26 protein-coding genes are annotated in these 26,596 nt (G+C 63.9%); 4 read left to right on the top strand and 22 right to left on the bottom strand.

Annotation, left to right across the window (positions count from 1 at the left end; all coding sequences use genetic code 11):
* Nucleotides 1–44: 44 nt before the first annotated feature.
* From ACOZJV_RS06205 to iolE, 14 genes are all read right to left on the bottom strand, one after another.
* Nucleotides 45–449, bottom strand: coding sequence for a TraR/DksA family transcriptional regulator (locus tag ACOZJV_RS06205; RefSeq protein WP_020300610.1), 405 nt, complete (start codon nt 447–449; stop codon nt 45–47).
* 330 nt (nt 450–779) lie between these two features.
* Nucleotides 780–2,129, bottom strand: a complete 1,350-nt coding sequence (locus ACOZJV_RS06210; protein WP_201130624.1) for a carbohydrate porin — start codon at nt 2,127–2,129, stop codon at nt 780–782.
* Between the two features lie 216 nt (nt 2,130–2,345).
* Nucleotides 2,346–3,368, bottom strand: a complete 1,023-nt coding sequence (locus tag ACOZJV_RS06215) for an ABC transporter permease (RefSeq protein WP_020300609.1) — start codon at nt 3,366–3,368, stop codon at nt 2,346–2,348.
* Nucleotides 3,369–3,437: 69 nt separating this feature from the next.
* Complete coding sequence (locus ACOZJV_RS06220) at nt 3,438–5,003, bottom strand: sugar ABC transporter ATP-binding protein (RefSeq protein WP_201130623.1); 1,566 nt, start codon at nt 5,001–5,003, stop codon at nt 3,438–3,440.
* 119 nt (nt 5,004–5,122) lie between these two features.
* On the bottom strand, nt 5,123–6,049 hold the full coding sequence (locus ACOZJV_RS06225) for a sugar ABC transporter substrate-binding protein (protein ID WP_421547101.1): 927 nt from the start codon (nt 6,047–6,049) through the stop codon (nt 5,123–5,125).
* A gap of 54 nt (nt 6,050–6,103) precedes the next feature.
* Nucleotides 6,104–6,304: a hypothetical protein gene (locus ACOZJV_RS06230; protein WP_078471465.1), complete on the bottom strand. Its 201-nt coding sequence runs from the start codon at nt 6,302–6,304 to the stop codon at nt 6,104–6,106.
* A gap of 145 nt (nt 6,305–6,449) precedes the next feature.
* Entirely contained in the window at nt 6,450–7,496 is a 1,047-nt protein-coding gene (locus tag ACOZJV_RS06235; protein ID WP_201130622.1) for a Gfo/Idh/MocA family protein, read from the bottom strand.
* A gap of 83 nt (nt 7,497–7,579) precedes the next feature.
* Nucleotides 7,580–8,440, bottom strand: a complete 861-nt coding sequence (locus ACOZJV_RS06240; RefSeq protein WP_078471467.1) for a sugar phosphate isomerase/epimerase family protein — start codon at nt 8,438–8,440, stop codon at nt 7,580–7,582.
* A 184-nt stretch (nt 8,441–8,624) separates the two neighbouring features.
* Nucleotides 8,625–9,650 (bottom strand): Gfo/Idh/MocA family protein, encoded by a 1,026-nt coding sequence (locus ACOZJV_RS06245; protein ID WP_078471468.1) that lies wholly within the window; start codon nt 9,648–9,650, stop codon nt 8,625–8,627.
* Nucleotides 9,651–9,684: 34 nt separating this feature from the next.
* Nucleotides 9,685–11,622 (bottom strand): 3D-(3,5/4)-trihydroxycyclohexane-1,2-dione acylhydrolase (decyclizing), encoded by a 1,938-nt coding sequence (iolD, locus tag ACOZJV_RS06250; RefSeq protein ID WP_421547102.1) that lies wholly within the window; start codon nt 11,620–11,622, stop codon nt 9,685–9,687.
* A 54-nt stretch (nt 11,623–11,676) separates the two neighbouring features.
* A complete protein-coding gene (locus ACOZJV_RS06255; protein WP_201130619.1) occupies nt 11,677–12,498 on the bottom strand; it encodes a TIM barrel protein in 822 nt (273 codons plus the stop codon).
* Nucleotides 12,499–12,532: 34 nt separating this feature from the next.
* A complete protein-coding gene (locus ACOZJV_RS06260; protein WP_421547103.1) occupies nt 12,533–14,032 on the bottom strand; it encodes a CoA-acylating methylmalonate-semialdehyde dehydrogenase in 1,500 nt (499 codons plus the stop codon).
* Nucleotides 14,033–14,068: 36 nt separating this feature from the next.
* The gene (iolB, locus tag ACOZJV_RS06265; protein ID WP_421547104.1) at nt 14,069–14,878 is read right to left on the bottom strand and encodes a 5-deoxy-glucuronate isomerase; all 810 of its coding nucleotides are present in this window, start codon (nt 14,876–14,878) and stop codon (nt 14,069–14,071) included.
* The gene (iolE, locus tag ACOZJV_RS06270) at nt 14,875–15,783 is read right to left on the bottom strand and encodes a myo-inosose-2 dehydratase (protein ID WP_421547105.1); all 909 of its coding nucleotides are present in this window, start codon (nt 15,781–15,783) and stop codon (nt 14,875–14,877) included. Before iolE ends, iolB begins: the two co-directional genes overlap by 4 nt.
* On the opposite strand from iolE, the gene ACOZJV_RS06275 reads away from it, so the two are divergent.
* A complete protein-coding gene (locus tag ACOZJV_RS06275; protein WP_421547106.1) occupies nt 15,761–15,916 on the top strand; it encodes a hypothetical protein in 156 nt (51 codons plus the stop codon). The two genes, iolE and ACOZJV_RS06275, sit on opposite strands and share 23 nt — an antisense overlap.
* A gap of 81 nt (nt 15,917–15,997) precedes the next feature.
* Here the strand turns inward: ACOZJV_RS06275 and ACOZJV_RS06280 are convergent, their stop codons facing one another.
* Nucleotides 15,998–17,935, bottom strand: coding sequence for a bifunctional 5-dehydro-2-deoxygluconokinase/5-dehydro-2-deoxyphosphogluconate aldolase (locus ACOZJV_RS06280; protein WP_421547107.1), 1,938 nt, complete (start codon nt 17,933–17,935; stop codon nt 15,998–16,000).
* 310 nt (nt 17,936–18,245) lie between these two features.
* On the opposite strand from ACOZJV_RS06280, the gene ACOZJV_RS06285 reads away from it, so the two are divergent.
* Entirely contained in the window at nt 18,246–19,166 is a 921-nt protein-coding gene (locus tag ACOZJV_RS06285; protein ID WP_078471475.1) for a MurR/RpiR family transcriptional regulator, read from the top strand.
* 21 nt (nt 19,167–19,187) lie between these two features.
* Nucleotides 19,188–19,625 (top strand): SMI1/KNR4 family protein, encoded by a 438-nt coding sequence (locus tag ACOZJV_RS06290; protein WP_421547108.1) that lies wholly within the window; start codon nt 19,188–19,190, stop codon nt 19,623–19,625.
* Nucleotides 19,626–19,638: 13 nt separating this feature from the next.
* Here the strand turns inward: ACOZJV_RS06290 and ACOZJV_RS06295 are convergent, their stop codons facing one another.
* The 3 genes from ACOZJV_RS06295 to ACOZJV_RS06305 all read right to left on the bottom strand — a co-directional run bounded on the left by ACOZJV_RS06295 (nt 19,639) and on the right by ACOZJV_RS06305 (nt 21,269).
* The gene (locus ACOZJV_RS06295) at nt 19,639–19,980 is read right to left on the bottom strand and encodes a DUF2388 domain-containing protein (protein WP_421547109.1); all 342 of its coding nucleotides are present in this window, start codon (nt 19,978–19,980) and stop codon (nt 19,639–19,641) included.
* A gap of 87 nt (nt 19,981–20,067) precedes the next feature.
* Nucleotides 20,068–20,337 (bottom strand): DUF7660 family protein, encoded by a 270-nt coding sequence (locus ACOZJV_RS06300; RefSeq protein WP_421547110.1) that lies wholly within the window; start codon nt 20,335–20,337, stop codon nt 20,068–20,070.
* A gap of 14 nt (nt 20,338–20,351) precedes the next feature.
* Complete coding sequence (locus ACOZJV_RS06305; RefSeq protein WP_421547111.1) at nt 20,352–21,269, bottom strand: DHH family phosphoesterase; 918 nt, start codon at nt 21,267–21,269, stop codon at nt 20,352–20,354.
* A 255-nt stretch (nt 21,270–21,524) separates the two neighbouring features.
* Between ACOZJV_RS06305 and ACOZJV_RS06310 the strand changes: the two genes are divergently transcribed.
* Nucleotides 21,525–22,136, top strand: coding sequence for a glutathione S-transferase (locus ACOZJV_RS06310; protein ID WP_078471480.1), 612 nt, complete (start codon nt 21,525–21,527; stop codon nt 22,134–22,136).
* A gap of 59 nt (nt 22,137–22,195) precedes the next feature.
* Here the strand turns inward: ACOZJV_RS06310 and hcnC are convergent, their stop codons facing one another.
* From hcnC to ACOZJV_RS06330, 4 genes are all read right to left on the bottom strand, one after another.
* The gene (gene hcnC, locus ACOZJV_RS06315) at nt 22,196–23,464 is read right to left on the bottom strand and encodes a cyanide-forming glycine dehydrogenase subunit HcnC (RefSeq protein WP_421547112.1); all 1,269 of its coding nucleotides are present in this window, start codon (nt 23,462–23,464) and stop codon (nt 22,196–22,198) included.
* A complete protein-coding gene (gene hcnB / locus ACOZJV_RS06320) occupies nt 23,457–24,866 on the bottom strand; it encodes a cyanide-forming glycine dehydrogenase subunit HcnB (RefSeq protein WP_078471482.1) in 1,410 nt (469 codons plus the stop codon). Before hcnB ends, hcnC begins: the two co-directional genes overlap by 8 nt.
* Complete coding sequence (gene hcnA / locus ACOZJV_RS06325; RefSeq protein ID WP_078471483.1) at nt 24,863–25,180, bottom strand: cyanide-forming glycine dehydrogenase subunit HcnA; 318 nt, start codon at nt 25,178–25,180, stop codon at nt 24,863–24,865. Before hcnA ends, hcnB begins: the two co-directional genes overlap by 4 nt.
* Before the next feature lie 469 nt (nt 25,181–25,649).
* A complete protein-coding gene (locus ACOZJV_RS06330) occupies nt 25,650–26,579 on the bottom strand; it encodes a hypothetical protein (protein WP_201130609.1) in 930 nt (309 codons plus the stop codon).
* Nucleotides 26,580–26,596: the final 17 nt, after the last annotated feature.

Below are 26,596 nucleotides of genomic sequence, written 5' to 3' on the forward strand. Positions count from 1 at the left end.
ATCTGGGACTTGGCGCCGCCGGCGTAGCGGCGGCGCTGATGGCATCAGGCTTGGCGCTGGTGCTTGTCGATCTGCTCGTGGCGCTCTTGGGCTTCGATGCAGTACTTGGTGGTCGGGCTGATCAGCAGGCGCTTGAGGCCGATGGCCTCGCCGCTGTCGTCGCACCAGCCGAAGCTGTCGTCACCGATCCGACCCAGGGCCTGTTCGAGCTGCGGCAGCATGCGCTGGTCGCGGTCGATGGAGTTGACCAGCCAGGTGCGCTCTTCTTCGACCGAAGCGGCGTCGGCCGGGTCAGCCGGGGTGTCCAGGCTTTCAATGGCGATCCGGTTCTGCTCGATGCGCTCGTGGGTTTCCACCTTCATGGCTTGCAGCAGCTCAGTGAAAAAAGCCAGTTGCTCGGCATTCATGTAGTCATCCGCCGGCATGGCCAGCAACTTTTCCTTTGTCATTGATTTCTCTATAAAAAATACGTGCATTAAGGCGAATTAGGGAGCGTTCCGGTCGACCCTCTGGGGTCTCTGGAAAGGCGCCATACATTCCAAGCGCCACCCGGCACTCAATTTACGAGGGGCGGCAGTCTAAGGCCGGTTTGAGGCCTCAGCAACTGAAATGAGAGTCAATCTGTCCGACAAAGCGCCGAAAGCCCGCTATTGCGGGCTTTGTCGGTACAGATCGGAGTGCGTTTATAACAAAAAATTCCATCCTGAGGGGTCTTTTAGAAGACAAACGGCAGTGCCATTCGAGAAAAACCGGGCACTGCCCCCTGAAAAACCGCTTTTTCAGAACACCGTTTCGACCTTGACCCCGCCGATGACTGCCGAATCCACTTCGCGCACGCCGCCCGGATTTTTCACGTATTGCAGGTTCGGCCGTACCGTCAGCCACTGGGTGACGTGGACCCCGTAGTACAACTCCGAACTGTATTCACTGCGCTGCAACGGGATATAGCCGGGGTTGTCGTAATCGCCGATGCCGTTGACCTGGTTCTGCAACTGGGCGCGCTCGCGATAATCGCTGTTGGTGTGCACCCGGGCCACGCCAAAACCGATGGCGTCCTTCGGCCGTGCATCGAACGGCCCGTTGTACACCAGCCCGGCCTGGATGAAGTGGTCGACCTGATTGGTGTCCTTGTCATGCAGGGTCAGGTTGGCGAACAACGACAAGCCACGGCTGGCGTCCCCGGCATGCCGAGTCACCTGCTGCTGGGCCACCAGCCAGTAGCCGGACTTGCTGCCATGGGTGCGCAGGTCATTGCCGGTCAGAGGTTGCGGCTGGCCGTTGAGGTCCTTGAGCACGTCGTTGGCCTTGGCCGTGCTGTAGTAGTAACCGGCGCGGTACTCGCCGGGCAGACCGTTGACCTTGGGCGACCACACCACCTCCACCGGCAGGAGCGTGCCCTGGGTGCCACTGCCGTCGAGCTTGAAGCCATTGCCGGTCTCCAGGTTCGACGGGTTCTGGTTGTAGGCGCCGATCTGCACGAACCACTGCGGGTTGATGCTGTACCTGACCCGCCCGGCCAATTGGCTGACCGGCCAGTTGTACCAGATGCCCCCCGCCCAGTTGCCGACCTGGGAACCGCAGAAGGTCAGGCTCTGGAAGTCGCAGGGAAAGCTGTTGAAGTCTTCTCCGGGGCCGAAGCGACCGAGCTTCACGTCCAGCGCCCCGTCCTGCAAAAAGCCCTTGCTGAACCACAGCTGGGTCAAGCGCCAGGTCTGCCCACGACCATAGACTTCCTGGGACGAGGTGTAGCCGCCAACCCGCGGGTCGGCGATGCGGTCGTTGGTCAGGCTGCGGCCGTCGCGCTCGGTGATCGCCAGTTTGAACTGGGCATTCTCCAGGCCCATGGCCTTTTGCAGATCGACCTTGAGACCGAACACGAACTGCTCGGTCCAGCGCGCGGTCCGGTCGTCGTTGTAACCGCCCTTGAGGTTGCTGGCGAACTCGCCACCGTGCTCGAGCTGGACGTCGTAGCCTTTATTCAGCCACTCGGTTCGCAGGCCGCCCCAGTCGCCGGTCAGCCATTTCGAGTCGGCAGCGAACGCGTCCGCCGCCTGGCCGTGGTCGGCAAAACCGATGGCTGCCAGCAACAGGCAGGGGGAAAGGTAACGCGGGTCTTTTCTTGCGCCCATGGCAAAGCTCACCTCTATTTATTGTTGTTAAGGTTTTTTTGATGCGGGTTGTGGGGGTGCTGCGGGTATTGGCAGGTCTTCGGTCAGCCCGGGTCGATCGTGGCCGGACCGTGACCGGGGCCGGTGGCGACAAGGCGCGACACCGGCCCCGGCCCTTGCTGCACAGGGGCTGGTAAGCCAGCCGCGGTGCCTGTGGTCAAGGGCGCGATGTGAGCATCAGCGCTTGAGCTTGCGCTTGTTGCGGTACTGGTCGATGACCACCGCCACCACAATGATCAGGCCCTTGATGATGTCCTGGATGTAGGCATCGACCCCGACAAAGGTAAAGCCGCTGGCCATGACCCCGAGGATCAACGCGCCGATCACGGTGCCGGTGATGCGCCCGACCCCGCCGGCCAGGCTGGTGCCGCCGATCACTGCCGCGGCGATGGCGTCCAGTTCATAGGACATGCCCATCCCCGCCTGCCCGGTGGCGGCCCGTGCCGAGGCCACCACCCCGGCCAGGCCCGCCAGCAGCCCGGCGATGCTGTAGACGATCACCAGGTGACGCTTGACGTTGATCCCCGAGGTCCGCGCCGCCTGCATATTGCCGCCGATGGCGTAGGTGTACTTGCCGTACTTGGTGTAGCGCAGGGCGATGTGGAAGATCACCGCCACCACCAGGAAAATCACCACCGGCATCGCCCCGTGGCCGATGGCGGTGTAGGAGTCCGAGAGCATGCTCACCGGCTGGCCTTCGGTGTAGTAGCGGGCCAGGCCCCGGGCCGAAACCATCATGCCGAGGGTGGCAATAAAGGGAGGGATACCGGTGATGGCGATGATGCTGCCGTTGATCGCCCCCGCCAGCAGCCCGACCCCCAGCCCGGCGATCACCGGGATCCACACCGGCAGGTCGGTCAATGAGGGGAACACCGCCCGGGCAAAGTCCGAGGTCTGCGCCAGGCTGGCGGCGATCATCGCCGACAGCGCCAGCACCGAGCCGGACGACAGGTCGATGCCGGTGGTGATGATCACCTGGGTCACGCCGATGGCCAGCAGGCCGATGATCGACACCTGCAAGATCATCAGCACCAGGCGCTGGGAGTTCATCAGGAAGCTTTGATCACGCACGATCCAGCCGAACACTTCGAAGACCAGACCGATGCCGATCAGCACCAGGAAAATACTCAGCTCGGTCGGCAACCGACGACGCGCTCGGGTCGGCGCCGTGGCAGGTTTGTTTTCCAGTATCGCGTTCATAACCATTCACCTTTTATGTCCGTGGCCGACGGCGAACCACTGCGCCCTCGACCTCAATGCCTGTAAGAACTAGTGGACCAGGGCCATGCCCGAGGCCAGTTGCATGACACGTTCCTGAGTCGCTTCGGCACGGTCGAGGGTGCCCATCAGCTCGCCTTCGTGCATGACCATGACCCGGTCACTCATGCCCAGCACTTCGGGGAGTTCCGAGGAAATCATGATCACCGCCATGCCCTCGCTGGCGAGGAACGAGATCAGCCGATAGATCTCGGCCTTGGCCCCGACGTCGATGCCGCGGGTCGGCTCGTCGAGGATCAGGATCCGCGGGTTGGTCATCAGCCAGCGCGCCAGCAGGGCCTTTTGCTGATTGCCGCCCGACAGGGTGTCGATGCACTGCTCCAGCGACGGGGTCTTGACCCGCAGCTTCTGGCACATGTCCTCGCACAGGGCGCGCAAGGCCTTTTGCTGGACGAAACCACCGCCGGCGTAATGGGGCAGCACCGCCACCTCCATGTTTTCCAGGACCGACAGGCAGGGGAACAGGCCACTGAGCTTGCGATCCTCGGTCAGCAGGGCAAAGCCCTTCTCGATGGCCAGGTGCGGGTTGCCGATGCGCAATGGCTGGCCGTCGAGGCGGATTTCGCCGCCGTCGCTGGGGGTGATGCCGAACAGGGTTTCGGCGACGTTGGTCCGCCCCGAGCCCATCAGCCCGGCGATGCCGAGAATCTCCCCGGCGTGCAGGTCGAACGACACCCCGGCGAAGATCCCGTCCAGGCGCAGGTCGCGCACCGACAGCAGCAGATCGCCGATGGGCTTTTCCCGCACTGGGAACAACTGGCTCAGCTCGCGCCCGACCATCATCGAGATCAGGCTGTCGCCGTCCATGCTGTCGGCGCGTTGCAGGCCGATGTAGGCTCCGTCGCGAAACACCGCGACTTCATCGGCGATGGCGAACACTTCATTCATTTTGTGGGTGATATAGATGATGCCCTTACCCTGGGCCTTGAGGTCGGCAATGATCGAGAACAGGTGCGCCACCTCCTTGTCGGTGATGGCCGAGGTCGGCTCATCCATGATCAGCACATCGGAGTCGTAGGACACCGCCTTGGCAATCTCGACCATCTGCCGTTCGGCGATGCTCAGGTTGCCCACCTGCTCCTCGGGGTCGAGGTCGATGCGCAGGCGCTCCAGCAGCCGGGCGGTGCAGCGGTGCATCTCGCGGTGATCGATCATGTGCAGGCCGTTGAGTTGCTCACGGCCGATCCAGATATTTTCGGCGATGCTCATGTGCGGCATCAGGTTGAGTTCCTGGTGGATCATCGCGATCCCCGCCTGCAACGCCGCAAGCGGCGTGTCGAACACCACGGGCCGGCCCTTGAGCCGCAGCTCGCCGGCATCGGGCTGGTAAATGCCGGCGATGATTTTCATCAGGGTCGACTTGCCCGCACCGTTCTCGCCCATCAGCGCCAGCACCGTGCCCGGGCGCACCCGCAGCTGCACATCGGACAGGGCAATCACACCGGGAAAGCCCTTGCTGACGTTGATCACTTCCAGCAGGTAGGGTTCGTCCGTGGCCAGGGCGCCAGGCGGGATCGCCAGCGGCGCAGTGCTCACAGCAGTCGCGCGAGAGAACATGATCAGGTACTCCATCAGCCAGGCGGCCCGAGGCTGCCTGGCCGCTTATTGTTGTTATTGAACGGACGATGACGGTATCGATGCCCCGCCGCTCTGGCGCCGGGGCGAGGTCAGCGGCATTACTTGAACTGGTCGACGTTGTCCGGGGTGATCAGGCGATAAGGCACCCAGACAGCTTGTTCCACCGGCTCATGCTTGATCATCTTCACCGCGGTATCGATCGAGCCATCGGCCTGGCCCTTGGCATCCTGGAACACCGAGACCGTCAGGTCGCCCTTCTTCACCGCACGCAGGCCGTCGGGCGTACCGTCGACCCCGGCGATCAGCACGCTGCCCTTCTCCACCCCGGCCTGCTTGAGGGCCATGGAGGCGCCGATGGCCATTTCGTCGTTGTTGGAAACGATGGCGTCGAACTTGCGGCCCTGGGTCAGCCAGTCGTTGACCAGAGTCATGCCTTTATCCCGCAGCCAGATGCCGGTCTGTTCCTGGTCGACCTTGATCCCCGGGTACTTGGCCAGCACTTCCTTGACGCCCTTGGTGCGGTTGGTGGTGGAGTTGTTCGCCAGGTCGCCGAGGAGGATCACGATGTCGCCCTTGCCGCCCATCTTCTCGGCCAGGTACTGCATCTGCATCTGCCCCGCTTCCAGGTCGTTGGAGGCCACGGTGACCACGCCCTTGGGCAGCTTCAGGTCATCCGGGCGGCGGTTGACGTAGACCAGGGGAATGCCGGCCTTGACCGCCGCTTCGGTGATTTTCCGGGTGGCGGCGGTATCCACCGGGTTGACCACGATGGCATCGACTTTCTGGCTGATAAAACTTTCGACCTGGCTCAGTTGCTTGACCACGTCGCTGCGGGCGTCCTCGAACTGCAACTTGACCCCATCGGGCAGGGACTTGGCCTTGTGGTCCATGGACTCGCGCAGGTAGGTCAGCCAGGTGTCATCGAACTGCGACATGCTCACGCCGATCTTCAGGTCGGCAAAGGCCGCGCCGCTGCTCAGCATCAGTGACAGGGCCAGCGTGGCGAAACGGGTCTTGGTCTTCATGAAAGGTCTTTCTCCACATTCTTGTAGGTTTTATGGATAAGGCGCAGAAGCAACTCAGTGCGGCAGGCGCACGATGGGCGCGCCGGGAATGCAGCACACCAGCGCACCGTTGTGCTCGATGCACAACAGGCCGAAAAAATACTGGAACACAGAAAGGTGCACGGCCCGGGGCAGTTCGGGGTCGCTCGGAACATGGCTGGAGCGTGGCTGGGACGTGGAAGGCAGAACGTGCGACGCACTGTTGGAGGTTTTCATCGACGGCACCTGATTTGTTTTTGTTGGCAGGCTCTCCAGGAAATCAAGCAGTGCTTGAAGCCCATCGGAGCCTTCGATAGTCGGCAACCTGGAAATGACTTTATTGGAAAATAATTTCTATATCAACTCATTTTAGAATTTTATTCTAATTTTGTTCCGGGCTGGAAACCGTTGCCAATTCCACCACCTGGCGCCGCAGCCAGCTTAGTCGCGCGGCGTCCAGCACCTGGGTGGTGGCCAGCGCATCGGCGGGGTCCACGGGCAGTGCTGTCCCCTGTTCCAGCGCTTGCAACAGCTGCTGATAGAACTGATTCCAGGCCCCGCGTTCGGAGGTGATGCGCTCGCGTTCCTGGCCCTGCTCGAACCAGCCCCAGCGCCGATGCTCTTCGACACCCCAGCGCTCGCCTTCGGTTTTCGGCGAAAGACCGGCCACCAGCGCCTGTTCCTGGCCATCCAGGCCATCGACCGTGTAACAGCCGGCCGTGCCATTGACCCGAAAACGCGGCCCCTGGCTGTTTTGCAGGCAACTGCCGGCCAGATGGGAGACCACCCCGTTGACGTGGCTCAGGGACACAAAAAAGCCGTGGTCGACCTCCGGCTCCTCGGGGGTGTAGTGCAGCTCGGCATACACCCGCGCCACCGGCCCGAACAGTTGCAGCGCCTGATCCACCAGGTGGCTGCCCAGGTCCCGAAGGAAGCCGCCGCCACTGTCATTGCCCAGCGACTGCGGCGCGTAGCGTTCGACCTTGGATTCGAAGCGAGTGATCCGGCCCAGGGTTCCGGACTCGATCAGTTTGCGCACCGTGAGAAAGTCCGAGTCCCAGCGCCGGTTCATGTAAACGCTGAGGGGCACCTGGCGCGCGGCGGCGCTGTCGATCAGCAACGCCGCCTGTGGTGCATCGGTCGCGAAAGGCTTGTCACTGACCACCGCGATGCCGCGTTCGATCGCCTCCAGCACCAGCGCCGGGCGCCCTGCCAGCGGCGTCGAGACCACCAGCACATCGACTCCGGCCTCGGCCAGTTGGCCGATGCTGTCGAACGCCGCCAGGCCCGGGTGATCCTGGGCCAGCAACTGCCGGCGCTCGGCCGAACGGGTGACGACCCCGACAAACTGCGCGCCGGGCAAGCTGGCAATCAGCGGCGCATGAAAGTGACGACCGCCATGGCCGTATCCGACAAGACCTATACGCATACATCCTCCTGCTGGTGGGGCGGCGCGCCAGGGCCGCAAGAGCACATGCGGCCTGGCGCCTGCCGTTGGGTAGGGGTTGCGGTTTAGCGGCACAGCTCACTTTTGACGCGCTCAAGCATCATCAGGCTGGACTGATCGGGGCGGTCTTCCCAGGCGAACACCGAGACCGTGGCAATGCCATCAAAGCGGATCTCGCGCAGGGTGGAGAAGAAGGTTTCCCAATCCACTTCGCCCTGGCCGATGTCCAGGTGCTGGTGCACGGTAGCGTGCACGCCCGGGGGGTTGACGATGTAGCGCTGGCCCGACGAGGCCCGGTGGTTATAGGTGTCGGCAATGATCAGGTGCGCCAGTTTGTCGCCGGCGTACTTGAGCATCGGCGCGATATCGCCTTTGCCGTCGTCATAGAAGAAGGTGTGCGGCGCGGCGTAGACGTAGTTGATCCAGTCCCGGTCCAGGCCACGGATGATGTCCACCGCCTCATTGTTGCGCTCGCAGAAATCGTAGGGGTGCGCCTGGATATTGAGTTTGACGCCCTCACGTTCGAACTCCGGCATCAGCTCGTCCATGGAGCGCATGAACTGGTTCTCGCACACCAGGGCCTTGTCCGACTGGCCGGTGAACTCGCTGTTGACCAGCTCGCAGTCCATCTCGACGGCGATCTGGATCGCGCGTTTCCAGTTGCGCACCGCCGCCACCCGCAAGCCTTCATCGGCGCTGGCCCAGTGGTACATGGGCAACAGCGAGGAGAGCTTGACCCCGCTGTCGCTCAAGGCCTTGCGAAACTCCTTGATCCGCGCCCGGTCGACCCGTGGCGCCTTGTAGAACGGCATGAAGTCTTCCCGGGGCGACAGTTCGATGTACTCGTAGCCCAGTTCCGCTGCCTTGTCGGTCATCTGGTTCAAGGGCAGATGGCGATACATATATGGATCGAGTGCAATACGCATAGGGTGTTACTCCCTCAAAAATTGGCTCAACGGGCCCTGAATCCTCGGGCCGCGCGGACGCTGGCCATCCGCAGCGCCTTGCTGACACCTGACACTCCTACGGCGCCCACTCGGGCCTCGCGGAGCTCGACAGCGGCTACAGGGTGTGGGATTCGAGCTCCAGGGGTTCGTTTGGGATCGGGTATCAGCCATAAAACGCCGGGCGGTCCGGCAGGGTGATGTTGACGATTGCGCCGCTGCCCTGAGCCTCGACACAGGCATCGGCGGCCACCGCCGCGGCAAAGCCGTCCCAGGCCGAAGGGCCGCCGACCTTGCCGGCGCGCACGCCGTCGATAAAGGCCTGCAACTCGACGTCATAGGCGGCGATAAACCGGTCTTTCCAGTCCATCAGAATCGCGTTGGACAGTTTGGCGCCGCTGCGCAGTTGCACCTGGGACGGCTCCGGCAGGCGGGCGATACCGCTCTCCCCCACCACTTCGCACTGGATGTCGTAGCCGTACTGGCAGTTGACGAACACCTCGACGTCGATGCGCGTGCCTTTGGCGGTTTCCAACAACACGATCTGCGGGTCCTTGAGGTGCGCATGGGCCTTGCTGGTCTTGCGCGGGAACACCACCTGCACCGACACATAATCGTCGGCCAGCAACCAGCGCAGTACGTCCAGCTCGTGGATCAGGGTGTCGGTAATGGCCATGTCGGTCTTGTAGTTCTCGCCCACAGTCGGGTTGCGGTGGGCGCAGTGCAGCATCAACGGTTCGCCGATCTGGCCGCTGTCGATCACCGCCTTGAGTGCACGGTAACCCTGGTCATAAGGGCGCATGAAACCGACCTGCACCAGGCGCTTGCCGTGGGCCACCTCGGCTTCGACGATGCGGCGGCAGCCTGCCGCGGTCACCGCCAGCGGCTTCTCGCAGAACACTGGCTTGCCCGCGGCGATGGCCGCCAGCACGAACTCTTCATGGCTGGGGCCCCAGGAGGTCACCAGCAACGCCTCGACCTCCGGCGCGTTGATCAACCGGTGACCGTCGGGGTAGACCTCGGCGCCCAGGCCCAGGTCGGCCACGACCTTGGCCGCCTGCTGCAAATTGATGTCGGTGACGGCCACCACCTGGCTGTTGAGCAGGGTCTGGCTGCAACGGCGAATGTGATCCTGGCCAATGGCACCGGTGCCGATAACGCCCAGTTTTAACGAATGAGACGACGAAGACATGGCTACACTCCTGCGGTTGTTCAGTTCAGGGCAATCAGTACTGCCGGGCCTTGGCCAGGCGTTCGTTGAGGGTCTTGGCCACCGCGTCGGTGCGGGCGCTGGTGGAGACCTGGGCCACCCCTACCCGCCACCAGGACAGGTACTTGTGGATCATGGTCTTGGGCAGGACCTTGATATCGATCAGGGTCGACACAGTCTGGGTCAGGGCATCCGCCAGGGCCGCCTGCAATTGCTCCTCGGTGCTGACCTTGTAGGTCTTGCAGCCATAGGCCGCGGCGCTCATGGCAAAGTCCACCGGCACGAAGCCGCCGTCGAGCTTGCCGGTGTCCGGGTTGCGGAAACGGAACTCGGTGCCGAAGCTGTCCATGCCGTGTTCCATCTGCAGGTTGTTGATGCAACCGAAGGTCATGTTGTCCAGCAGCACCACATTGATCTTGTGCCGCTCCTGGATCGAGGTGACCAGCTCCGAGTGCAGCATCAGGTACGAGCCATCCCCCACCAGCGCATAGACCTCACGTTCGGGCTCGGCCAGCTTGACCCCCAGCGCCGCGCTGACCTCGTAGCCCATGCACGAATAGCCGTACTCCACGTGGTAGGTGTTGACCCCCTTGCTGCGCCAGCTGCGCTGCAGGTCGCCGGGCAAACTGCCGGCGGCGGCGACAATCACCGCATCGTCGGCCAGGGCCTGGTTGAGCACCCCCAGCACCCGGCTCTGGGTCAGGCAGGAGCCGGTCAGTTCGATAAATTCCCGCAGCACCGCCGGGTCCAGGTGGTCGTTGATTTCCGGGACGAAGCCGTCACTTTGGTAGTGCACCTGATAGACCCGATCCACCTCGGCCTCCAGTTGCGCCCTGGCGTCCTCGATCTGCCCGCCCCAGGCCGCCTGATAGTCGCTGCGCCCCAGGGCCTCGCTCAGTGCCTGCAAGCCGATCCGGGCATCGGCCAGCAGCTGCACGCCGTCCAGTTTCAGGGCATCGCAGGGGCTGATATTGAGGTTCAGAAACTGCACCTGAGGCTGCTTGAACAGGGATTTGGAGGCGGTGGTGAAGTCGCTGTAGCGGGTGCCGATGCCGATGATCAGGTCGGCTTCCGGCGCCAGCAGGTTGGCCGCCAGGCAGCCGGTCTCGCCGATGCCGCCGAGGTTCAGCGGGTGGCTGGAAAGCAGCGCGCTCTTGCCGGCCTGGGTCTCGGCGAATGGAATCCCGAAGCGCTCGGCAAATGCCTGCAAGGCCTGGTTGGCACCGGCGTACTTGACCCCGCCGCCACAGATGATCAGCGGCTTGCGCTTGCCCTGAAACACCGCCACGGCGTCGGCCAGCATGGCCTCGGTGGGCGGCCGGCGGTCGATGCGGTGCACGCGTTTTTGCAGGAAGTAGTCCGGGTAATCGTAGGCCTCGGCCTGCACATCCTGGGGCAAGGCCAGGGTCACCGCACCGGTTTCGGCGGGGTCGGTGAGCACGCGCATGGCGTGGATCGCCGCGCTCATCAACTGCTCGGGGCGGTTGATCCGGTCCCAATATTTGCTCACGGCCTTGAACGCATCGTTGGTGCTGATGCTCAGGTCATGGAACTGCTCGATCTGCTGCAACACCGGGTCCGGCTGGCGGCTGGCGTAGACATCCCCCGGGAGCAGCAGCAAGGGAATGCGGTTGGCGGTGGCCGTGGCGGCGGCGGTCAGCATATTGGCCGCGCCCGGGCCCACCGACGAACTGCAGGCATAGATCTTGCGCCGTAGGTGCTGCTTGGCAAAACCGATGGCGGCATGGGCCATGCCCTGCTCGTTGCGCCCCTGATGCACCAGCAGATCGCCGCTGTCCTGCTCCAGGGCCTGGCCCAGGCCGAGCACATTACCGTGGCCGAAAATGGTGAAGATCCCGGCGACGAACTTGCTCTGCACCCCATCGACCTCGACGTACTGGTTGTCGAGGAATTTCACCAGGGCCTGGGCCATGGTCAATCGTGTCGTACTCATGTCCGTTCCTTCCAAAGAAACCGAAAACCTGCTGTGTACGGTGCTCGGCCCGGCTCAGGCCAGGGCTTGGCGCAAATGGGTGATGCTGGCGCCGATGGCCTGCCGGATATCCGCCAGGCCATGCACGCTGTCGGCGAACGGTTCAAACGACAGGTAGCCGCGATAACCGCTGCTGAGCAGGGTGTCGATCTGCGCCGCGTTGCCGAGGATGTCCGCCTCGCCCACCAGCACCCGATGACCGTCGCGGATGCTGTTCAGCGGCGCCTGGGCATCCTCGACCCCGGAGATATGCACCAGCCCGGTCAGCTCGGGGAAGAACTCATGCTCGCTGGCCAAGTGATGGTGGAAGGTGTCGTGCACCAGGCGGAACACATCCAGGCCACCGATGGCGCGGATCGCGTCCACCGCCACCCGCTTGCGCCGCAGCGCGCACTCTTCAAAACCCAGGGGCTCGATAAAACCCAGCAGCCGGTGTTCCCGCAGGATCGGCGCCAGCTGGGTCAAGGCGGTGCGCAGGCCGGCGCTGCGTTCGGCCTCGCTACGCGGGTCGGCCGGGTCATTCAACGGGCACATCACCAGGCCTTCGGCGCCGCAATCGCGGGCATAGGCCGCCAGTTTCAGCACCTGTTCCCGGCGCTGGTCATTCCACACATCAAAGGGGTACAGGGCGTTGATCGACAGCACCTTGATGCCCTGGGCCGCGCACAGCTCGCGCACCTCCTGCGGCGGCGTGCCGTCTTCAATCTCGACCCCCTTGAGGTCATTGCGGATTTCGATCGCGTCGGCCTTGAGGCTGACCGCGAGGTTGATGAATTCAGGCAGGGACAAACGGGGTGCAACCATACGGTTCAAGGCGAAACGCAGGGGCTGGCTCATTCTTGTTCTCCGCAACGCAACGGTTTGATGTGAATTATTGGGCAGTCGGCATGCTGAATTCAGGGCCTTTGGCGATGCTGTCGGGCCAACGCTGCATCACACTTTTGTAGCGGCTGTAGAAGCGCATGCCTTCTTCGCCATAGGCATGGTGGTCGCCGAACAGCGAACGCTTCCAGCCGCCAAAGGAGTGCCAGGCCATGGGCACCGGAATCGGCACGTTGATGCCGACCATGCCGACCTTGATCGTGCGTGCAAAGGCCCGGGCCACACCGCCGTCGCGGGTGAAGCAGGACACGCCGTTGCCGAACTCGTGGGCATTGATCAAGGCCACCGCGCTGGCGAAATCCGCGACGCGGACGATGCCCAGCACCGGGCCGAAGATTTCCTCCTGGTAGATGCTCATCTGCGGGGTCACCCCATCGAACAGGGTGGCGCCGACGAAAAAGCCCTGCTCCGCCCCCGGCACCTTGAACTGGCGCCCGTCCACCAACAGCTGCGCGCCCTGGGCCACGCCCTGGTCGATAAAACCTTCAACCTTGGCCTTGTGCTGCGCAGTGACCAGCGGCCCCATGTCGCTGTCGCCCTGCATTCCGTTGCCGACCTTGAGCCGATCGATGCGCGGCAGCAGTTTGGCGATCAGCGCGTCGCCTACCTCGCCCACCGCCACCGCGATCGAAATCGCCATGCAGCGCTCGCCGGCCGAGCCGAACGCCGCACCGATCAGGGCGTCCGCCGCCAGGTCAAGGTCGGCGTCGGGCATCACGATCATGTGGTTCTTGGCCCCGCCCAGGGCCTGCACGCGCTTGCCTCGGGCACTGGCCTGCTGGTGGATGTACTCGGCAATCGGGGTCGAACCGACAAAGGAGATCGCCTCGATGTCCGGGTGTTGCAGCAGGCCATCCACCGCGGCCTTGTCGCCCTGCACCACATTGAATACGCCATCGGGCAAGCCGGCTTCAGTCAGCAGGCGAGCCATCAGCAGGCTGGCGGACGGGTCGCGTTCGGAGGGCTTGAGGATGAAGCAGTTACCCGTGACCAGGGCCATGGGGATCATCCACAGCGGCACCATCACCGGGAAGTTGAACGGGGTGACCCCGGCGCATACGCCCAGGGGCTGGCGCAGGTTCCAGTTATCGATACCGCCGCCGATGTTGTCGCTGAAATCGGTCTTGAGCAGGCTCGGTGCGCCACAGGCGTATTCGACAATCTCGATGCCACGGGTGACTTCGCCCATGGCGTCGGACAGCACCTTGCCGTGCTCGCGGGTGATGATCTGCGCCAGCTCGTGATGGTGACGGTCCAGCAGTTCCTTGAACTTGAACATCACCCGCGAACGGCGCAGTGCCGATTGCTCGGACCAGGCCGGGAACGCCCGGCGCGCCGACGCCACCGCCTGCTCCACGGTCTGCAGGCTGGCCAGGGCCACCTGGGCCTGGACCTCGCCGGTGGCCGGGTTGAACACCGGGCTCGAACGCTCGCCCTGGGTGTGAACCTGGCCGTCGATGTAATGACCTACTACCGGGGTATCGCTCATTGTTCTTGTGCTCCCTCAAGGGTTGAAAGGTTGGGCTCAGAGGTCCAGCAGCCAGCTGTGCCGGGGGTCGTTATGGAACTGCCAGACACGCTTGGGCCCGGCCATGACGTTGAGGTAATAGGACTCGTAGCCGTAGGGCACGCTGACCGGGTGATAACCCTTGGGCACCACCACCAGGTCGCTGTTTTCCACGGCCATGGCCTGGTCGATACTGCGGTCGTCGGTGTACACCCGCTGGAACACGAAGCCCTGGGGCGGATTGACCTGGTGGTAGTAGGTTTCCTCGAGAAAGCTCTGGTGCGGCAGGTCATCGGTGTCGTGCTTGTGCGGCGGGTAGCTGGAGGAATGCCCGGACGGCGTGCGCACCTCCACCACCAGCAGCGAGTGAGCCGGCTCGGTGTCCGGCAGGATGTCGCACACATAACGGGTGTTGGCACCCTTGCCACGCACGCTGCGCTTGCACTGTTCGGGACGAATCAGGCGCGGGGCAAAACGCTTGTCCGAGGCACCGGGGGCGGCGCAGACGGCGATCTGCACATCGCTCAGGGCGGTGACCTGGGCCTGGCTGCCGGGCGGCAGGTAGGCGGCGAACGGCGACTTGTCTTCAAATACCGACTGCCGATCCCCCAGGTTCTCCCAGGCGAACCCGCCCTGCCCTGGCGCTTCGCCCCGGATATCCACCCGGCCGCCGAGCAGCACCAGGCACAGCTCCTTGTCCCCGGCGCTGACCGGCAGGGTTTCGCCGAGGCTCAGGCGATAGGCGGCAAAACCGACGTAGGTCAGTTCGCCCTCCTGCAACTGGACCATGGTCCGGCCCTTGGCAGCACTCTTGACCAGCAGGCTCATCGCGCCACCCCCCGGCTGTGCTGCGCCGTGCCGAGCAAATGGCGCAGGGTTTCGTAGCCCTTCTTGGCGTAGGCATAGCTGGGGGCCACCGCCGGGTCCTGTTCCGCCTCGACCACCAGCCAGCCCTGGTAGTCGGCGTCCAGCAACACCTCCAGCAGCGCGGCAAAGTCGATGTCGCCATCGCCGGGCACGGTAAAGGTGCCGTTGATGATGCAGTCCGGGAAACTCCAGAGGTTATTGCGCGCCAACTGCACCACCGGCTTGCGCACGTCCTTGAAATGCACGTGGCACACGCGGTCGATGTGTTTGCGCAGCACCTCCAGCGGTTCGCCGCCGCCCATGTAGCAGTGGCCCGAATCGAACAGCAGGCCAACTTCACGGCCGGTCAGTTGCATCAACTGATCGATGTCGGCCGGGGATTCGACGTAGGCCCCCATATGGTGGTGATAGGCCAGGCGCACGCCCCGGGACAGGGTGAAGCGCGCCAGCTCGGTGAGCTTGTCGGCGTAGGCCTGCCAGGCCTGCTGGCTGTGAAAGCGCGGGCGCTCGACCAGGGCAATGCGCTGGCCCTGGATCGAGTCGGCGACTTCGCCATAGACCAGGACCTTGGCCCCGTTCTGCGCCAGCAGCTCGACATGGCTGGCAATGGCGTCGATCTCCTCGGCCGCCGAGCGCCGGGCCAACTGGCTTGAATACCAGCCCGAAACCAGCGCCAGGCCGTAGGGCCGCAGCACATCAGCGACGCCCTTGGCGTCCCTGGGGAACTTGCCGTTGAGCTCGAAGCCTTCGTAGCCGATCTCGCGGCCTTCGCTCAAGGCCGTGCTCAGCGGCGTTTCACCGCCCAGGGACGGCAAGTCGTCGTTGCTCCAGGAGATCGGGTTGATGCCAATTCTGATACTGGGCATGGCGCTACCTTTTATTGTTGTTCGTCAAAAAACGTTGAGCGGTTGGGCTGGAAATCGTCGTCCGTGGATCTGGAAAACAGCGCTGTTCATGCTGGCCAGCGCAGCCTTCGGCAGCGGCTACAGGGTTGGCTGATCAGGCGCTGCCGAGGAGCGAGGCTGCGCTGGCCCGAATGATCGCCGTTGATGCACCTGAAGCACTGGCGGTGTTCATCAGTCAGTCACGGGCCTGGCGCCAGGCGTCGATCAGTTCGACGAAGGTGGCCTGGACTTGCCGGATCAAGGTTTCATCGTCGATTTCCTGCGCCAGCCAGGCCCGGCTCGGCTCCTGGAAGATCGTGCGGCCCACGGCAAAACCACGGCAGGTGCGGCTCTGGCTGGCCTGGCGAAAGCCTTCGGCAAGGGTGGCCGCCGGGGCATTGAGGCCCAGGAGCACCACGCCACGGCAGTACGGGTCGCGTTCCTCGATCAGTTCGTCGAGCTGCTGCCACTGTTCGCGGCTCTGGGCTTCGATCTTCCACCAGGCGGGGAAGATGCCCAGGTTGTACAAGCGCTTGAGCGAGCGGTAGAGCACGTCCGGGTGGGCCGAAGGGTGGTCCTTGGGCGGGATCACTTCCAGCAGCAGTTCATGCCCGCTGACTTGCGCCGCCTGGTACAGGCCCTTGAGCTGGGCCTCCTGCTCCAGGCGCAGCAGCGGCTCGTCATCCGGGTGGTATTGCACCAGGCATTTGATGATCTGCTCCTGGGGCCAGGCAATGAGGTTGCTGCCAATCGAACGCCCGTGTTCAAAGGCCAGTGGCCGCGACCCCTGGACCTCCACCGGGCGCGCCACCCACCAGCCGCGACCGGTGGCGGCGTTCAGCGAATCCTGGCCGAAGCGCTGGTCGGCCAGCAGCCCGACATCGGCCTCGACGCCCTGCTCGCGCAGGTCGCTTTCAACCCGTTGCACGGCCTGGATAAACAACAGTTTCAGCTGGCTGATGGCGGCCGAGTCGCGGCCGTCTTTTTGCGCCAGCTCCAGCAACTGCCAGCGGTGATCGAAGGCGAAGATAAACAGCTGCTTCCAGTGTTTGCGCGGCACGCTGACCTGATGCAGGCGTTGCAGCACCGGGTCGCGGTCCGGCCGGGTAATCGGCACCGGGCTGTTGAACAGGTATTCCAGCTCGACCGGGGTTGGCATCGCCGGGGCGCAGGCATGGCGCGACACCACCAGGCCGCCGCAGGCATTGGCCAACTGCGAACAGCGCTCGTCGCTGGCATCCGCCAGCCAACCGCTGAGGAAGCCGGACATAAAGGCATCGCCGGCGCCGAGCACGTTCAGCACTTCCACCCGCACCCCGGGGTAGATCGCGCCGTCTTCCAGGCGCGCCGGGATCGCCCCGTGAATCACCGTGCAGCCTTGGGGGCCGAGCTTGAGCACCAGGGTCGCGGCGGTCAGGGAGCGCACGGTGCGCAGTGCCGTCAGCAGGTCTTCGCTGCCGCCGGCAATCAGGAACTCTTCTTCAGTGCCGACGATCAGGTCGAAGCGCGGCAGGATTTGCTGCACGTGCTGGCTGACCTGGTGGTCGGCGACAAACCGGGTTTCACCGTCGGCCTTGCCGGCCAGGCCCCAGAGCACCGGGCGATAGTCGATATCCAGTACCCGCTGGACCTGGTGTTTGTGCGCGTAATCCAGGGCCCGGACGCTGGCCTGGTACACGCCGTCGGTGGAGAAGTGGGTGCCGGTGATCAACAGCGCCTTGCTCGACGCGATAAAGGCTTCATCGATGTCTTCGGCGCGCAACGCCATGTCGGCGCAGTTCTCGCGGTAGAACACCAGGGGGAAGGTCTCGCGGTCCTTGAGGCCCAGCAGGACCATGGCGGTCAGGCGTTGCGGATCGACCTTGATCGCGCTGACATCACAGCCCTCGCGGGCCAGGGACTCCACCAGGAAACGCCCCATGTGGTCGTCCCCCACCCGGCTCAACATCGCCGATTTGAGGCCCAGGCGCGCGGTGCCGAAGGCGATGTTCGCCGACGAGCCGCCCAGGTACTTGGCGAAACTGCTGACATCCTCCAGCCGTGCACCCACCTGCTGTGCATAGAGGTCGACGCCCAGGCGTCCGAGGCAGATCAGATCCAATTGACGCCCACTGGCAAAACGAGTCTGGCCCATGCTGGCTCCTGTTATTTTTATCAGCCTGTGTTCGCCCTCTTGCCGGCACCGAACACTCTTGGTGGATGCAGACTAAAACGTCTGTCGGCGCCAATCAATATTTTTTCTATAAATTTTTTACATGGAATATTTTTTCCAATAAACTTTTCAAGCACCGCTCCAGAGGCCGTGCATCGATTCAGCAATCGGCCCGACGCCATCAGCCTCAAGATTTTCTGCGTGCCTAACCTGTAGACTGCGCACAGCCCACCTATTGTCAGGGGACGGATGCCCATGCCGGCCCTATAAGAACAAGCCAGAAGGATTTTCTATGTCCCGCACCGATCAGCCGGCGACTTCCGAGAGCGCGCCAGAGAGCGACCTCACCAGCCCACCGATCAATGCCGAGCGCCTGCTGCAGCTGATCACCAATGAATACGAAAGCCTGCCGCGCCAGCTCAAACGCATCGCCAGCTACATGAGCCAGCAGAGCGACCGGATCATGGTCGACCGCATCAGCGACATTGCCCGCGAGTGCGAAGTGCACCCGTCGGCCATCGTGCGTTTCTCCCAGCGCTTCGGCTTCAGTGGCTTCAGTGAAATGCAGGCACTGTTTCGCGAGGCCTACACCCACAAGACCACCCCGGTGCAGAACTACCAGCAGCGCATCCGCAGCATGATCGCCAACAAGTCGCAGAAGGCCAGTGGCGGCGACCTGGCGCGTGAATGCGTGAATGCCACCCTGTCCGGGATCGAGCGCCTGGGGCTGGAGCTCGACGATGCGGCGTTCGACAAGGCCGTGGACCTGGTGGTGAATGCCGACAACATCTACGTAGTCGGGGTGCGGCGCTCGTTCGCCGTGGCCGACTACCTGGTGTACAACCTGCAACACACCAACAAACGCATCCACCTGGTGTCGGGCCTGGGCGGCAGCTACCGCGAACAGATGCGCAGCATCCGCCCCAACGACCTGGTGATCGCCATCAGCTTCACCCCGTACGGCAAAGAGACCCAGCATTGCCTGCGCATTGCCCAGCACCACCAGGCCAAGACCCTGATCATCACCGACAGCAACCTCTCGCCCCTGGCCAAGCGCGCCAACGCGGTGTTGCTGGTGAATGAGGGCAGCTCGTTCGCCTTCCGCTCCCTGAGCGCCACCCTGTGCCTGTGCCAGGCGCTGTTTATCGCCGTGGCCTATCGCCTGGAATTGAAGGTGGATGAAATTCACGAACAGGTCGGCTTCGACGACTAGTACCGCTTTTTAGGGACCAACATGGACCTGCAACACAGCAAGGACGCCCTCACCCCGCAGGATATTGCCCAGGTCGAAGCACAGATCGGCTGCGAACTGCCGGCGCAACTGCGGGCGTTTTACCTGCAACACAACGGCGGGCACTGCCAGACCAACCTGTTTATGGATGAGGACGAGGGCTACAAGATCAACGAGTTCCTGCCCCTCAAATACGGGCGAAACACCCTGGAATCCACCTACCTGGGGGCCTTCCTCGACAACCCGCTGATGCCGCAGAACCTGGTGCCCTTCGCCGGCGATGCAGGCGGCGACTACTTCTGCTTCGCCACCGATGACGCGCAGGCGGGCGCGATCATTTTTTTCGAGTCCGAGTACTACGATGAGCCTGAACGCGCCCGGGTGTTCCTGGCGCCGTCGTTTTCAGCCTTTGTCGCGCAACTGATCGTCGACCCCGACTGAAACCGGCCCCGACTTACTGGGCACTGGCGATCATCGCGGCCCATTGCAGGTCGCTCAAGGCTCGCCCCTGAGCCGCCCCGCGCCCGCGAACCTGGCTCAGGGCCTGCTCGAAAAACACGCCGCGAATCGCCCCCTCCGAGGCAATGAACAGGCACGCCTCCTCCTGGGCCTGGCTCCATTTGATCTGTTTTTCGTCGCTGCTCAGGTCGCTGGTGTAGATGATGCTCAGCGCAGGCAAGGCCATGGTGATGGAAAACGCCTGTTCAAAGCCGTTGGGCTTACTCGCGGTTTCGGCCCAGGTCCCCAGGCTGACACCCAGCCACAACGCGGCCAGGGCCAAGGCGTTCAACTGCATAGTGCCTCCCAGTCAGTGGCTGCGTGATTGCGCCGCTTCGGCCAGCAGCATAGTCGTTCGCGCAATGTCAGCCGGGCCTGTCGACGCCTACTCGTAGATTTTCCCGCAGTACAAAAACACCGCGAAACGCTGCCAGGGCGACGCCTCGGCCAGGCCCTGGGAGGCGCCGACCCCGGTGGCCCGAGCCCAGGCGTTGGCGCCTTCGAGAAAGTCCGCAATGCTCAGGTTCTCCCAGGCCGGTGGCTGGCCCTGGGCCGCTGCCGCCGCATCCTGGAGCCGGTCTTGCAACAGCGCATCGACGAAGGCCATGAAGCTCTGTTCGTCGCACACCGCCTGTAAATACTCTTCAATCCCCATCACCACCCGCCTTGTCAGTTGTTCGGCTGCAACTCCAGCCCCTTGCGCAGCAACTCTTTGCGCAGCACCGGTCGATCCAGCACACGCACACCGTCCTGCGCCGGGCAATCTACCAGCAGCGCGAGTTTCTGCGAACTGCCGGCGCTGCCGGTCAGCAGGTAGCTCTTGTGCTCGCGAAGGCTGATCAGGTTGAGCAACCAGTCCTGGCCCTGGCGCCCCAGCACCTGCTCGATCTGCCGCCGTTGGAGCAGCAGTTGGCCAGCGTCCCACACCGTGAGCTGGGCGAAGGTGCGCGGCAGGTTGCTGATGGGGGCCATGATTTTCAGGTCCTTGAGCAACGCCTGCTCCAGCTGACCCTCAATCGCCTGTTGGCATTCGCCGAAATAGCTTCGCGCCCACTGCGAGTCGAGGCCGGCCAGCGCGGCCAGGGCGGCGTAGGCTTCGCGGTCGGCTTCGGTGCAGCTGTGGCCGGTAAAATTCAGGGTGTTGTCGAGGATCCCGGCAGCCAGCAAGGTGGCGCTCGCCGGGCTGATCGAGGCCAGCAGACCCGAGGCTTGCCAACGCTGGAACACCTGGGTGCAGGCGGCGCCGATCTGGCGGATATCGGCGCGCTGCGCCAGGCGCCGGTCCCAGAACTCCTCGAAGCCCGGGTGATGGTCGATGACCTCCACCACCCGCTCCAGGGCAACGATCGGGTCCAGGTGCAGGTGATTGGAAATATCCACCAGCACAAACTCGTCTTCAGGCCCGGGCACGTACGGGTCGAGCCCGGGGCCCAGGGTCCGCAGGCTGGCGGCCACACTTTCGTTGAGTGGCGCACTGCTCACCGCCCGGGCCGGCTGGCCCTGGAGGTTGAGCAATTCGGCGTAGGCAATGCAGCAGGCGTAGGCATCGATATCCAGATAGGCCGAGCCGGAAGTGACAATGATCATGACGTCCTTGTGGCGCAAACAGCCCGCGGGCCGGGCCGCCCACCCTGCCAGCCGCCCATGACAGTTTGATGACCTGTACCGCCTGGTATGCCTGACGGGTTTTGTGGTGTGGCGCAGGGGCAGCGCAAAGGCGCCGGGGATTGTCGGCAAGTGCCGCAAAATTTTCTCGGCCTGCCATGGCCAATCCCGGGCGCGAGCCGCTAAATTACCCGGCGGTCTCCCTCCCAGCGTTGTTTCGCACAAGGAAAATGCTCGATGAAACTGATCGGAATGCTCGACTCGCCCTACGTTCGCCGTGTCGCCATCAGCCTCAAGTGCCTGGATCTGCCCTTCGAACATGCCGCCGTGTCGGTATTCAGTACCTTCGAGCAGTTCCAGAAGATCAACCCGGTGGTCAAGGCGCCGACCCTGGTCTGCGACAACGGTGAAGTGCTGATGGATTCGACCCTGATCCTCGATTACCTCGAAGCCCTGGCCGGCCCGGAGCACAGCCTGATGCCGGCAGCCCTGGAGCCGCGTATCTCAGCGTTGCGGGTGATTGGCCTGGCGCTGGCGGCCTGCGAAAAATCGGTGCAGATCGTCTATGAAAAACAACTGCGCCCCGCCGACAAGCAGCACGCGCCCTGGCTGGAACGGGTGGGCGGCCAGTTGCAGGCCGCCTACCGCGAACTGGAGCAGGAGCTGCACAAACACCCCCTGCCCCAGGATGGCCAGCTCGATCAGGCGGGCATCACCCTGGCCGTGGCATGGGGTTTCACCCAGATGATGGTCGCCGATCAGCTCGACGCCTCCCAGTTTCCCAAGGTCCAGGCCTTCAGTGCCTACGCCGAGCAATTGCCGGCGTTCCTCAGCACCCCGGCCATCTGAGGCCTTCGTCGCCAGCAGCGGAAAAACCGCGCTGGCGAACCTCCCCTACTCCTGAGGCCTCAGGCCAGGACGGCCTCGGGCTGCGGCTCAGGTTGCAGATCAGGTTGCAGCTCGAAGCGGTCGGCCAGGAACGGCGTGATATCCAGCGGCAGCGGCTCGTCGTTCACCAGTTTGTCCAGCAGCACCCCAGTGATGGCCGAGGTCAGAATGCCGGTGCGAAAGTGCCCGCAGGCATTGAGGTAACCCTGGACCCCAGCCATCGGCCCGAGGATCGGCAGCTCATCCGGCGAACCCGGGCGCAAGCCGGCCCAGCAGCGTTTCAGGTTGACCTGGGCCAACTCCGGAATGCAGCGCACCGCCCCCTGCACCAGGCCGTTGATTTCCGGGTAGGTGGTAGTGACGTCGAAGCCTTTGTCTTCAGTGGTGCTGCCGATCAGGATCTCGCCGTTGTCCTTTTGCGCCATGTAGCAATCGCTGGTGGTCAAGCAGCCATTGAGCAACTTGGGCATGCGCTCGGTGAGCAGGATCTGGCCTTTCACCGGCTTGACCGGAATGCTCAGGCCCGTGGCCATCCGGCTCAGCTCGGCGGCCCAGGCACCGGTGGCGTTGATCAGGGTGTCGCAGTTGAACACCCCGGCCTCGTCGGTGCGCACGCCCCGGACCCGGGTGCCCTGGTGCAGCACGCCGGTGACGTTGGTGTTGAAGTACAGGTCGACGCCGTTCTGCCGCGCGCCCTCGGTGTAGGCATCGGCCAGGCGGAAGGGGTTGACCTGGTGATCGCAGAGAAACTCCAGGGCGCCCTGGGCCTCCAGGCTGACATTGGGCTCGGCCGCCCGCAGTGCCGCCTGGTCCAGCCAGCGCACCTGGTCGGCCAGGTGCGGGATGCAGCCGACGATGTGCTCGGCGTAGAGCCGGTCTTCATCGTCGTAGATCACGAACTTGAGGCCGGTCTCCTCGAACTTGAAATCCATCCCGTGCAAGCCCTTGAGCTCGCGGTGCAGCTGCGGGTACAGGGCGTTGGATTGCAGGGCAAAGTCGAAGAACGACTGCGGCAGGATATGCGGTGTACTGGAGTCGACCACCACCGCCGAGCCCGCGGCTTCGCGCTTGCGGTTGGCCGACATCATGCGAAAGAAAATCACCCCGCAGCCCAGCCCCACCGACTCGCCGATGGCCCACAGGCCGCCGGCCGAGGCGCGGGTCGCGTTACCCGGGCGCTTGGCGTCGATCAGCGCGACCTTGAGGTGCTTGCGCTTGGACAGTTGGTAGGCGCAGGAGGCGCCGATCACACCACCGCCGGCAATAATCACGTCGTAGAACTTACTCATGAGTCGAAGCATCCTTGCCAGATTGGGAAAACGCCGAGAACGGGATCGGGTCCAGGGGGAAGCGCGGGCGCAGCCAACCGACATCCTGGCGGCCGGTGGCCTGGCGCAGGCGGTCGCTGCAATAGCCGACGCACATCCGCCCCTGGCAATCACCCATGCTGACCCGGGTGCGCATTTTCAGGCTGGCCATGTCCTGCACGCCCTGGGACAGCGCCAGGTCGATGTCGCCCCGGGTCGCATGTTCGCAGCGGCAGATCACGGTATCGGCTGCGGGCAGGCTGGTCTGGCCACTGCCACGCTCGGTGTAGCGGTCGACGGCTACGCGAAACCGCACAATCGCCGCTAGTTTGTTGAGCAACACCTGGCGCCGCTGCAAGGCGGCTTCGGTGCCCAGCACGTCGCGCTGGACCAGGATCGACACCGCCGCAATCCGCCCGGCGAGCATGGCCGCCTCGCCACCGCGAATCCCGCCCATATCACCGGCCAGGTGAATGTGCTGTTCGCTGCTCTGCTGCCAGATATCGGCCGTGGCCCGCAGGTAGCCGTCATCGCTGAAGCCATGTTCCAGGCCCATCTGCTGACTGAGCTGGGTGCGCGGGATAAAACCGTAGCCCACCGCCAGGGTCTGGGCGGCCACCGCCTCGGCCCGGGCCAGGTCCGGCTGCCAATCGGCCGAATACGGCGCGACCAGCACGCTGCTCACCCCGCCCTCGCCCCGCGCTTCGACCACGCCCCATCCATAGCGCAGGCTGATGCGGTGCAGCTTGAGGTAGGCCAGCATGCTCAGGCCGTCGAGAAACAGCTGGGGCTTGTTCAGCAGGGCCAGGCTCTGCTTGGCGATCTTGCCGAAGGCGCTGGCCTCGTAGACCCCCGCCACCGCCACCCCGGCGGCATGCAGCTGGCAGGCCACCAGCGGCAGCAACGGACCGGTTCCGGCGATCACCACCGGCCCCTGGGGTTTGACCACACCGCTTTTGATCTGCAATTGCAAGCCGCCCAGCAACATCACCCCGGGCAGGGTCCAGCCGGGGAACGGCACGCTGCGCTCATGGCACCCGGCGGCCAGCAGCAATTGCGGGTAGGCCAGTTCGTACAGTTGCTCGTCGGCATCGAGCACCATCAATGAGCGTGTGGACTCAGCGCCGATCACCCGGCTGTTGAGGCGCACTTCGATCAGCGGCGCCTGGCGGGCAAAATCACCGTGCAACCGAGCCAGCACTTCGCAGTAGCGCGGGCCCAGGTAGTCCAGTTGCACCCCATCGCGCAGCGGGCCGCGATAGACCACCCCGCCCAGGCGCGACGCCTCGTCGATCAGGATGCTGCGCACCCCATGCTCCGCCAGCTCGATGGCCGCTGCCATGCCTGCCGGGCCACCGCCGACAATTACCGGGCACAGGCTCATAGCGCGTGCTCCGGCTGGTCGATACGGTTGACTGCGGTCTGCACCTGCATCCCCGGCCTGACCAGGGTCTGGCAGGCGCGGCGCTTGTGCCGGCCATCGATCTGCACCAGGCAGCAGTGGCACACGCCCATGCCGCAGTAGGCGCCGGCCAGTTGCCCATGATCGTTGCGCGCCACCTGGCGCAGGCCCAGCGACTGGATCACGCTGAGCACGGTTTCACCAATGGCCGCGCTTACCGGCTGGCCATTGAGGCTGATAGTCATGTCCGCCTGTGGCAGCGGCTGAATGTCGAAGGTGCGGTCTGTTGGACCCATGGGCGCGTTCATCCATGAAAATTAAAGGGGGATTGCCAGCCTCATGCCGTGCAATATCCTGCAGCTGCTCGCCCCAGCCGGCTTGCGGTCAGGATTCGCCAATGCGTCGCCGCTGAACATGCAGGGCTGAAGCGCACCCAATCTAGGAGGTTTTGCCCACACAAGTATTGATCTGCGCCAAGACACGGCGTTGCGAATCTGACGCATCTCCGACCATCCGTCGCCTCCCTGTAGCCGCTGCCAAGACTCGGGCCGCATTTGGACGCTGCCCGAATGGGCGCCGTGGAGTGTCAAGTGTCCCCAGAAGCCTTTCCCCACAAACAACAAGGCCGCAACTACGAAGGTAGCTGCGGCCCTGTTATCAGGCGGGTCAGGCCATCAGTGCATGAAGATGGCGATCAGGATAATCACCGGGATCGGCACACCGAGGAACCACAAGAGTAATGAGCGCATGGGAATTCTCCTTCAATCAGCGAACAGGGGTGGTCAGGTAGGCGTCGGTTTCGAGGTACACCACTGCATCCCGGCGGCGACCGCCAAAAGTGGCAGCCAGGCTGGCGAAGAAAGCACCGCACAGCAGGGCGACAAACATCCACAGCGACGTCCAGGCCGCGACTTTGGTGGCGGTGTCAGCTGCCTGCTTGGCGGCCAGCTTGGCTTCGTCCACGGCCGCACGGGTCTTGGCGAACACCTCGTCCACGCGGCGCTCGGCATCAGCCTGGGTCAGGTTGGTGCGCTGGGCCACCAGTTGCGCCAGGTAGCTGCGATCCTCAGGAGCCAGCTGCCCGTCGTTGCCCAAGGTGCGGACGAAGATCCGGGTCACGGTGCCACGGGCTGCGTCATCGCTGACGGCCACCGGGCGATCATCGCGGAACAGGCTGTCGACGAAATAGCCATAGTCATCGCCACTGGTTTTGCTGGCTGCACTGCCGGCTGCCTGAGTGGCCGCGCTGGCCGCTCCTGAAGCCACGCTGGCACCGGCCTGCACGCCACCGCTGACGATGCTGCTGACCGAACCGACCACCAGGGTCGCGGTCACCAGAGTGGCCACGGCCCAGGCCAGGAAGCCATGGGCGGTGTCACGGAAGTAGACCTCGTCACCGTGCATGTTGGCCCACTTCACCCGCAGGCGACCGGCGATGTAACCACCAAGGCCCGAGGCGAGGATCTGGGTCAACGCCAGCCAGACAATCGTGGAGATCCCCAGGCCCTTGGCACTGATGCCATGGTTGGCCCAGGGCGACACGGCCGAAAAGCCCAGGCCGAAGCCCAGCAGGATCAGAATCAGCGACAGGGCCGCAGCGGCCGCCGCACCGGCGAATATCGCGCCCCAGGACACACCCGAGCGGCTGCTCGACTCATCCACGGCAGGCAGATAGGTATCAGAGGATCTATTCATTGTTGTTCGGCTCCAGG

The organism is Pseudomonas sp. QD4 (assembly GCF_049199125.1).
In the GTDB taxonomy this organism is placed as follows: domain Bacteria; phylum Pseudomonadota; class Gammaproteobacteria; order Pseudomonadales; family Pseudomonadaceae; genus Aquipseudomonas.

Excerpts from the sequence above, each read along its gene's own strand:
- ACOZJV_RS06205 (WP_020300610.1), bottom strand. The coding sequence starts at position 449 with ATGACAAAGGAAAAGTTGCTGGCCATGCCGGCGGATGACTACATGAAT.
- ACOZJV_RS06210 (WP_201130624.1), bottom strand. The coding sequence starts at position 2,129 with ATGGGCGCAAGAAAAGACCCGCGTTACCTTTCCCCCTGCCTGTTGCTG.
- ACOZJV_RS06215 (WP_020300609.1), bottom strand. The coding sequence starts at position 3,368 with ATGAACGCGATACTGGAAAACAAACCTGCCACGGCGCCGACCCGAGCG.
- ACOZJV_RS06220 (WP_201130623.1), bottom strand. The coding sequence starts at position 5,003 with ATGTTCTCTCGCGCGACTGCTGTGAGCACTGCGCCGCTGGCGATCCCG.
- ACOZJV_RS06225 (WP_421547101.1), bottom strand. The coding sequence starts at position 6,049 with ATGAAGACCAAGACCCGTTTCGCCACGCTGGCCCTGTCACTGATGCTG.
- ACOZJV_RS06230 (WP_078471465.1), bottom strand. The coding sequence starts at position 6,304 with ATGAAAACCTCCAACAGTGCGTCGCACGTTCTGCCTTCCACGTCCCAG.
- ACOZJV_RS06235 (WP_201130622.1), bottom strand. The coding sequence starts at position 7,496 with ATGCGTATAGGTCTTGTCGGATACGGCCATGGCGGTCGTCACTTTCAT.
- ACOZJV_RS06240 (WP_078471467.1), bottom strand. The coding sequence starts at position 8,440 with ATGCGTATTGCACTCGATCCATATATGTATCGCCATCTGCCCTTGAAC.
- ACOZJV_RS06245 (WP_078471468.1), bottom strand. The coding sequence starts at position 9,650 with ATGTCTTCGTCGTCTCATTCGTTAAAACTGGGCGTTATCGGCACCGGT.
- iolD (WP_421547102.1), bottom strand. The coding sequence starts at position 11,622 with ATGAGTACGACACGATTGACCATGGCCCAGGCCCTGGTGAAATTCCTC.
- ACOZJV_RS06255 (WP_201130619.1), bottom strand. The coding sequence starts at position 12,498 with ATGAGCCAGCCCCTGCGTTTCGCCTTGAACCGTATGGTTGCACCCCGT.
- ACOZJV_RS06260 (WP_421547103.1), bottom strand. The coding sequence starts at position 14,032 with ATGAGCGATACCCCGGTAGTAGGTCATTACATCGACGGCCAGGTTCAC.
- iolB (WP_421547104.1), bottom strand. The coding sequence starts at position 14,878 with ATGAGCCTGCTGGTCAAGAGTGCTGCCAAGGGCCGGACCATGGTCCAG.
- ACOZJV_RS06275 (WP_421547106.1), top strand. The coding sequence starts at position 15,761 with ATGCCAATTCTGATACTGGGCATGGCGCTACCTTTTATTGTTGTTCGT.
- iolE (WP_421547105.1), bottom strand. The coding sequence starts at position 15,783 with ATGCCCAGTATCAGAATTGGCATCAACCCGATCTCCTGGAGCAACGAC.
- ACOZJV_RS06280 (WP_421547107.1), bottom strand. The coding sequence starts at position 17,935 with ATGGGCCAGACTCGTTTTGCCAGTGGGCGTCAATTGGATCTGATCTGC.
- ACOZJV_RS06285 (WP_078471475.1), top strand. The coding sequence starts at position 18,246 with ATGTCCCGCACCGATCAGCCGGCGACTTCCGAGAGCGCGCCAGAGAGC.
- ACOZJV_RS06290 (WP_421547108.1), top strand. The coding sequence starts at position 19,188 with ATGGACCTGCAACACAGCAAGGACGCCCTCACCCCGCAGGATATTGCC.
- ACOZJV_RS06295 (WP_421547109.1), bottom strand. The coding sequence starts at position 19,980 with ATGCAGTTGAACGCCTTGGCCCTGGCCGCGTTGTGGCTGGGTGTCAGC.
- ACOZJV_RS06300 (WP_421547110.1), bottom strand. The coding sequence starts at position 20,337 with ATGGGGATTGAAGAGTATTTACAGGCGGTGTGCGACGAACAGAGCTTC.
- ACOZJV_RS06305 (WP_421547111.1), bottom strand. The coding sequence starts at position 21,269 with ATGATCATTGTCACTTCCGGCTCGGCCTATCTGGATATCGATGCCTAC.
- ACOZJV_RS06310 (WP_078471480.1), top strand. The coding sequence starts at position 21,525 with ATGAAACTGATCGGAATGCTCGACTCGCCCTACGTTCGCCGTGTCGCC.
- hcnC (WP_421547112.1), bottom strand. The coding sequence starts at position 23,464 with ATGAGTAAGTTCTACGACGTGATTATTGCCGGCGGTGGTGTGATCGGC.
- hcnB (WP_078471482.1), bottom strand. The coding sequence starts at position 24,866 with ATGAGCCTGTGCCCGGTAATTGTCGGCGGTGGCCCGGCAGGCATGGCA.
- hcnA (WP_078471483.1), bottom strand. The coding sequence starts at position 25,180 with ATGGGTCCAACAGACCGCACCTTCGACATTCAGCCGCTGCCACAGGCG.
- ACOZJV_RS06330 (WP_201130609.1), bottom strand. The coding sequence starts at position 26,579 with ATGAATAGATCCTCTGATACCTATCTGCCTGCCGTGGATGAGTCGAGC.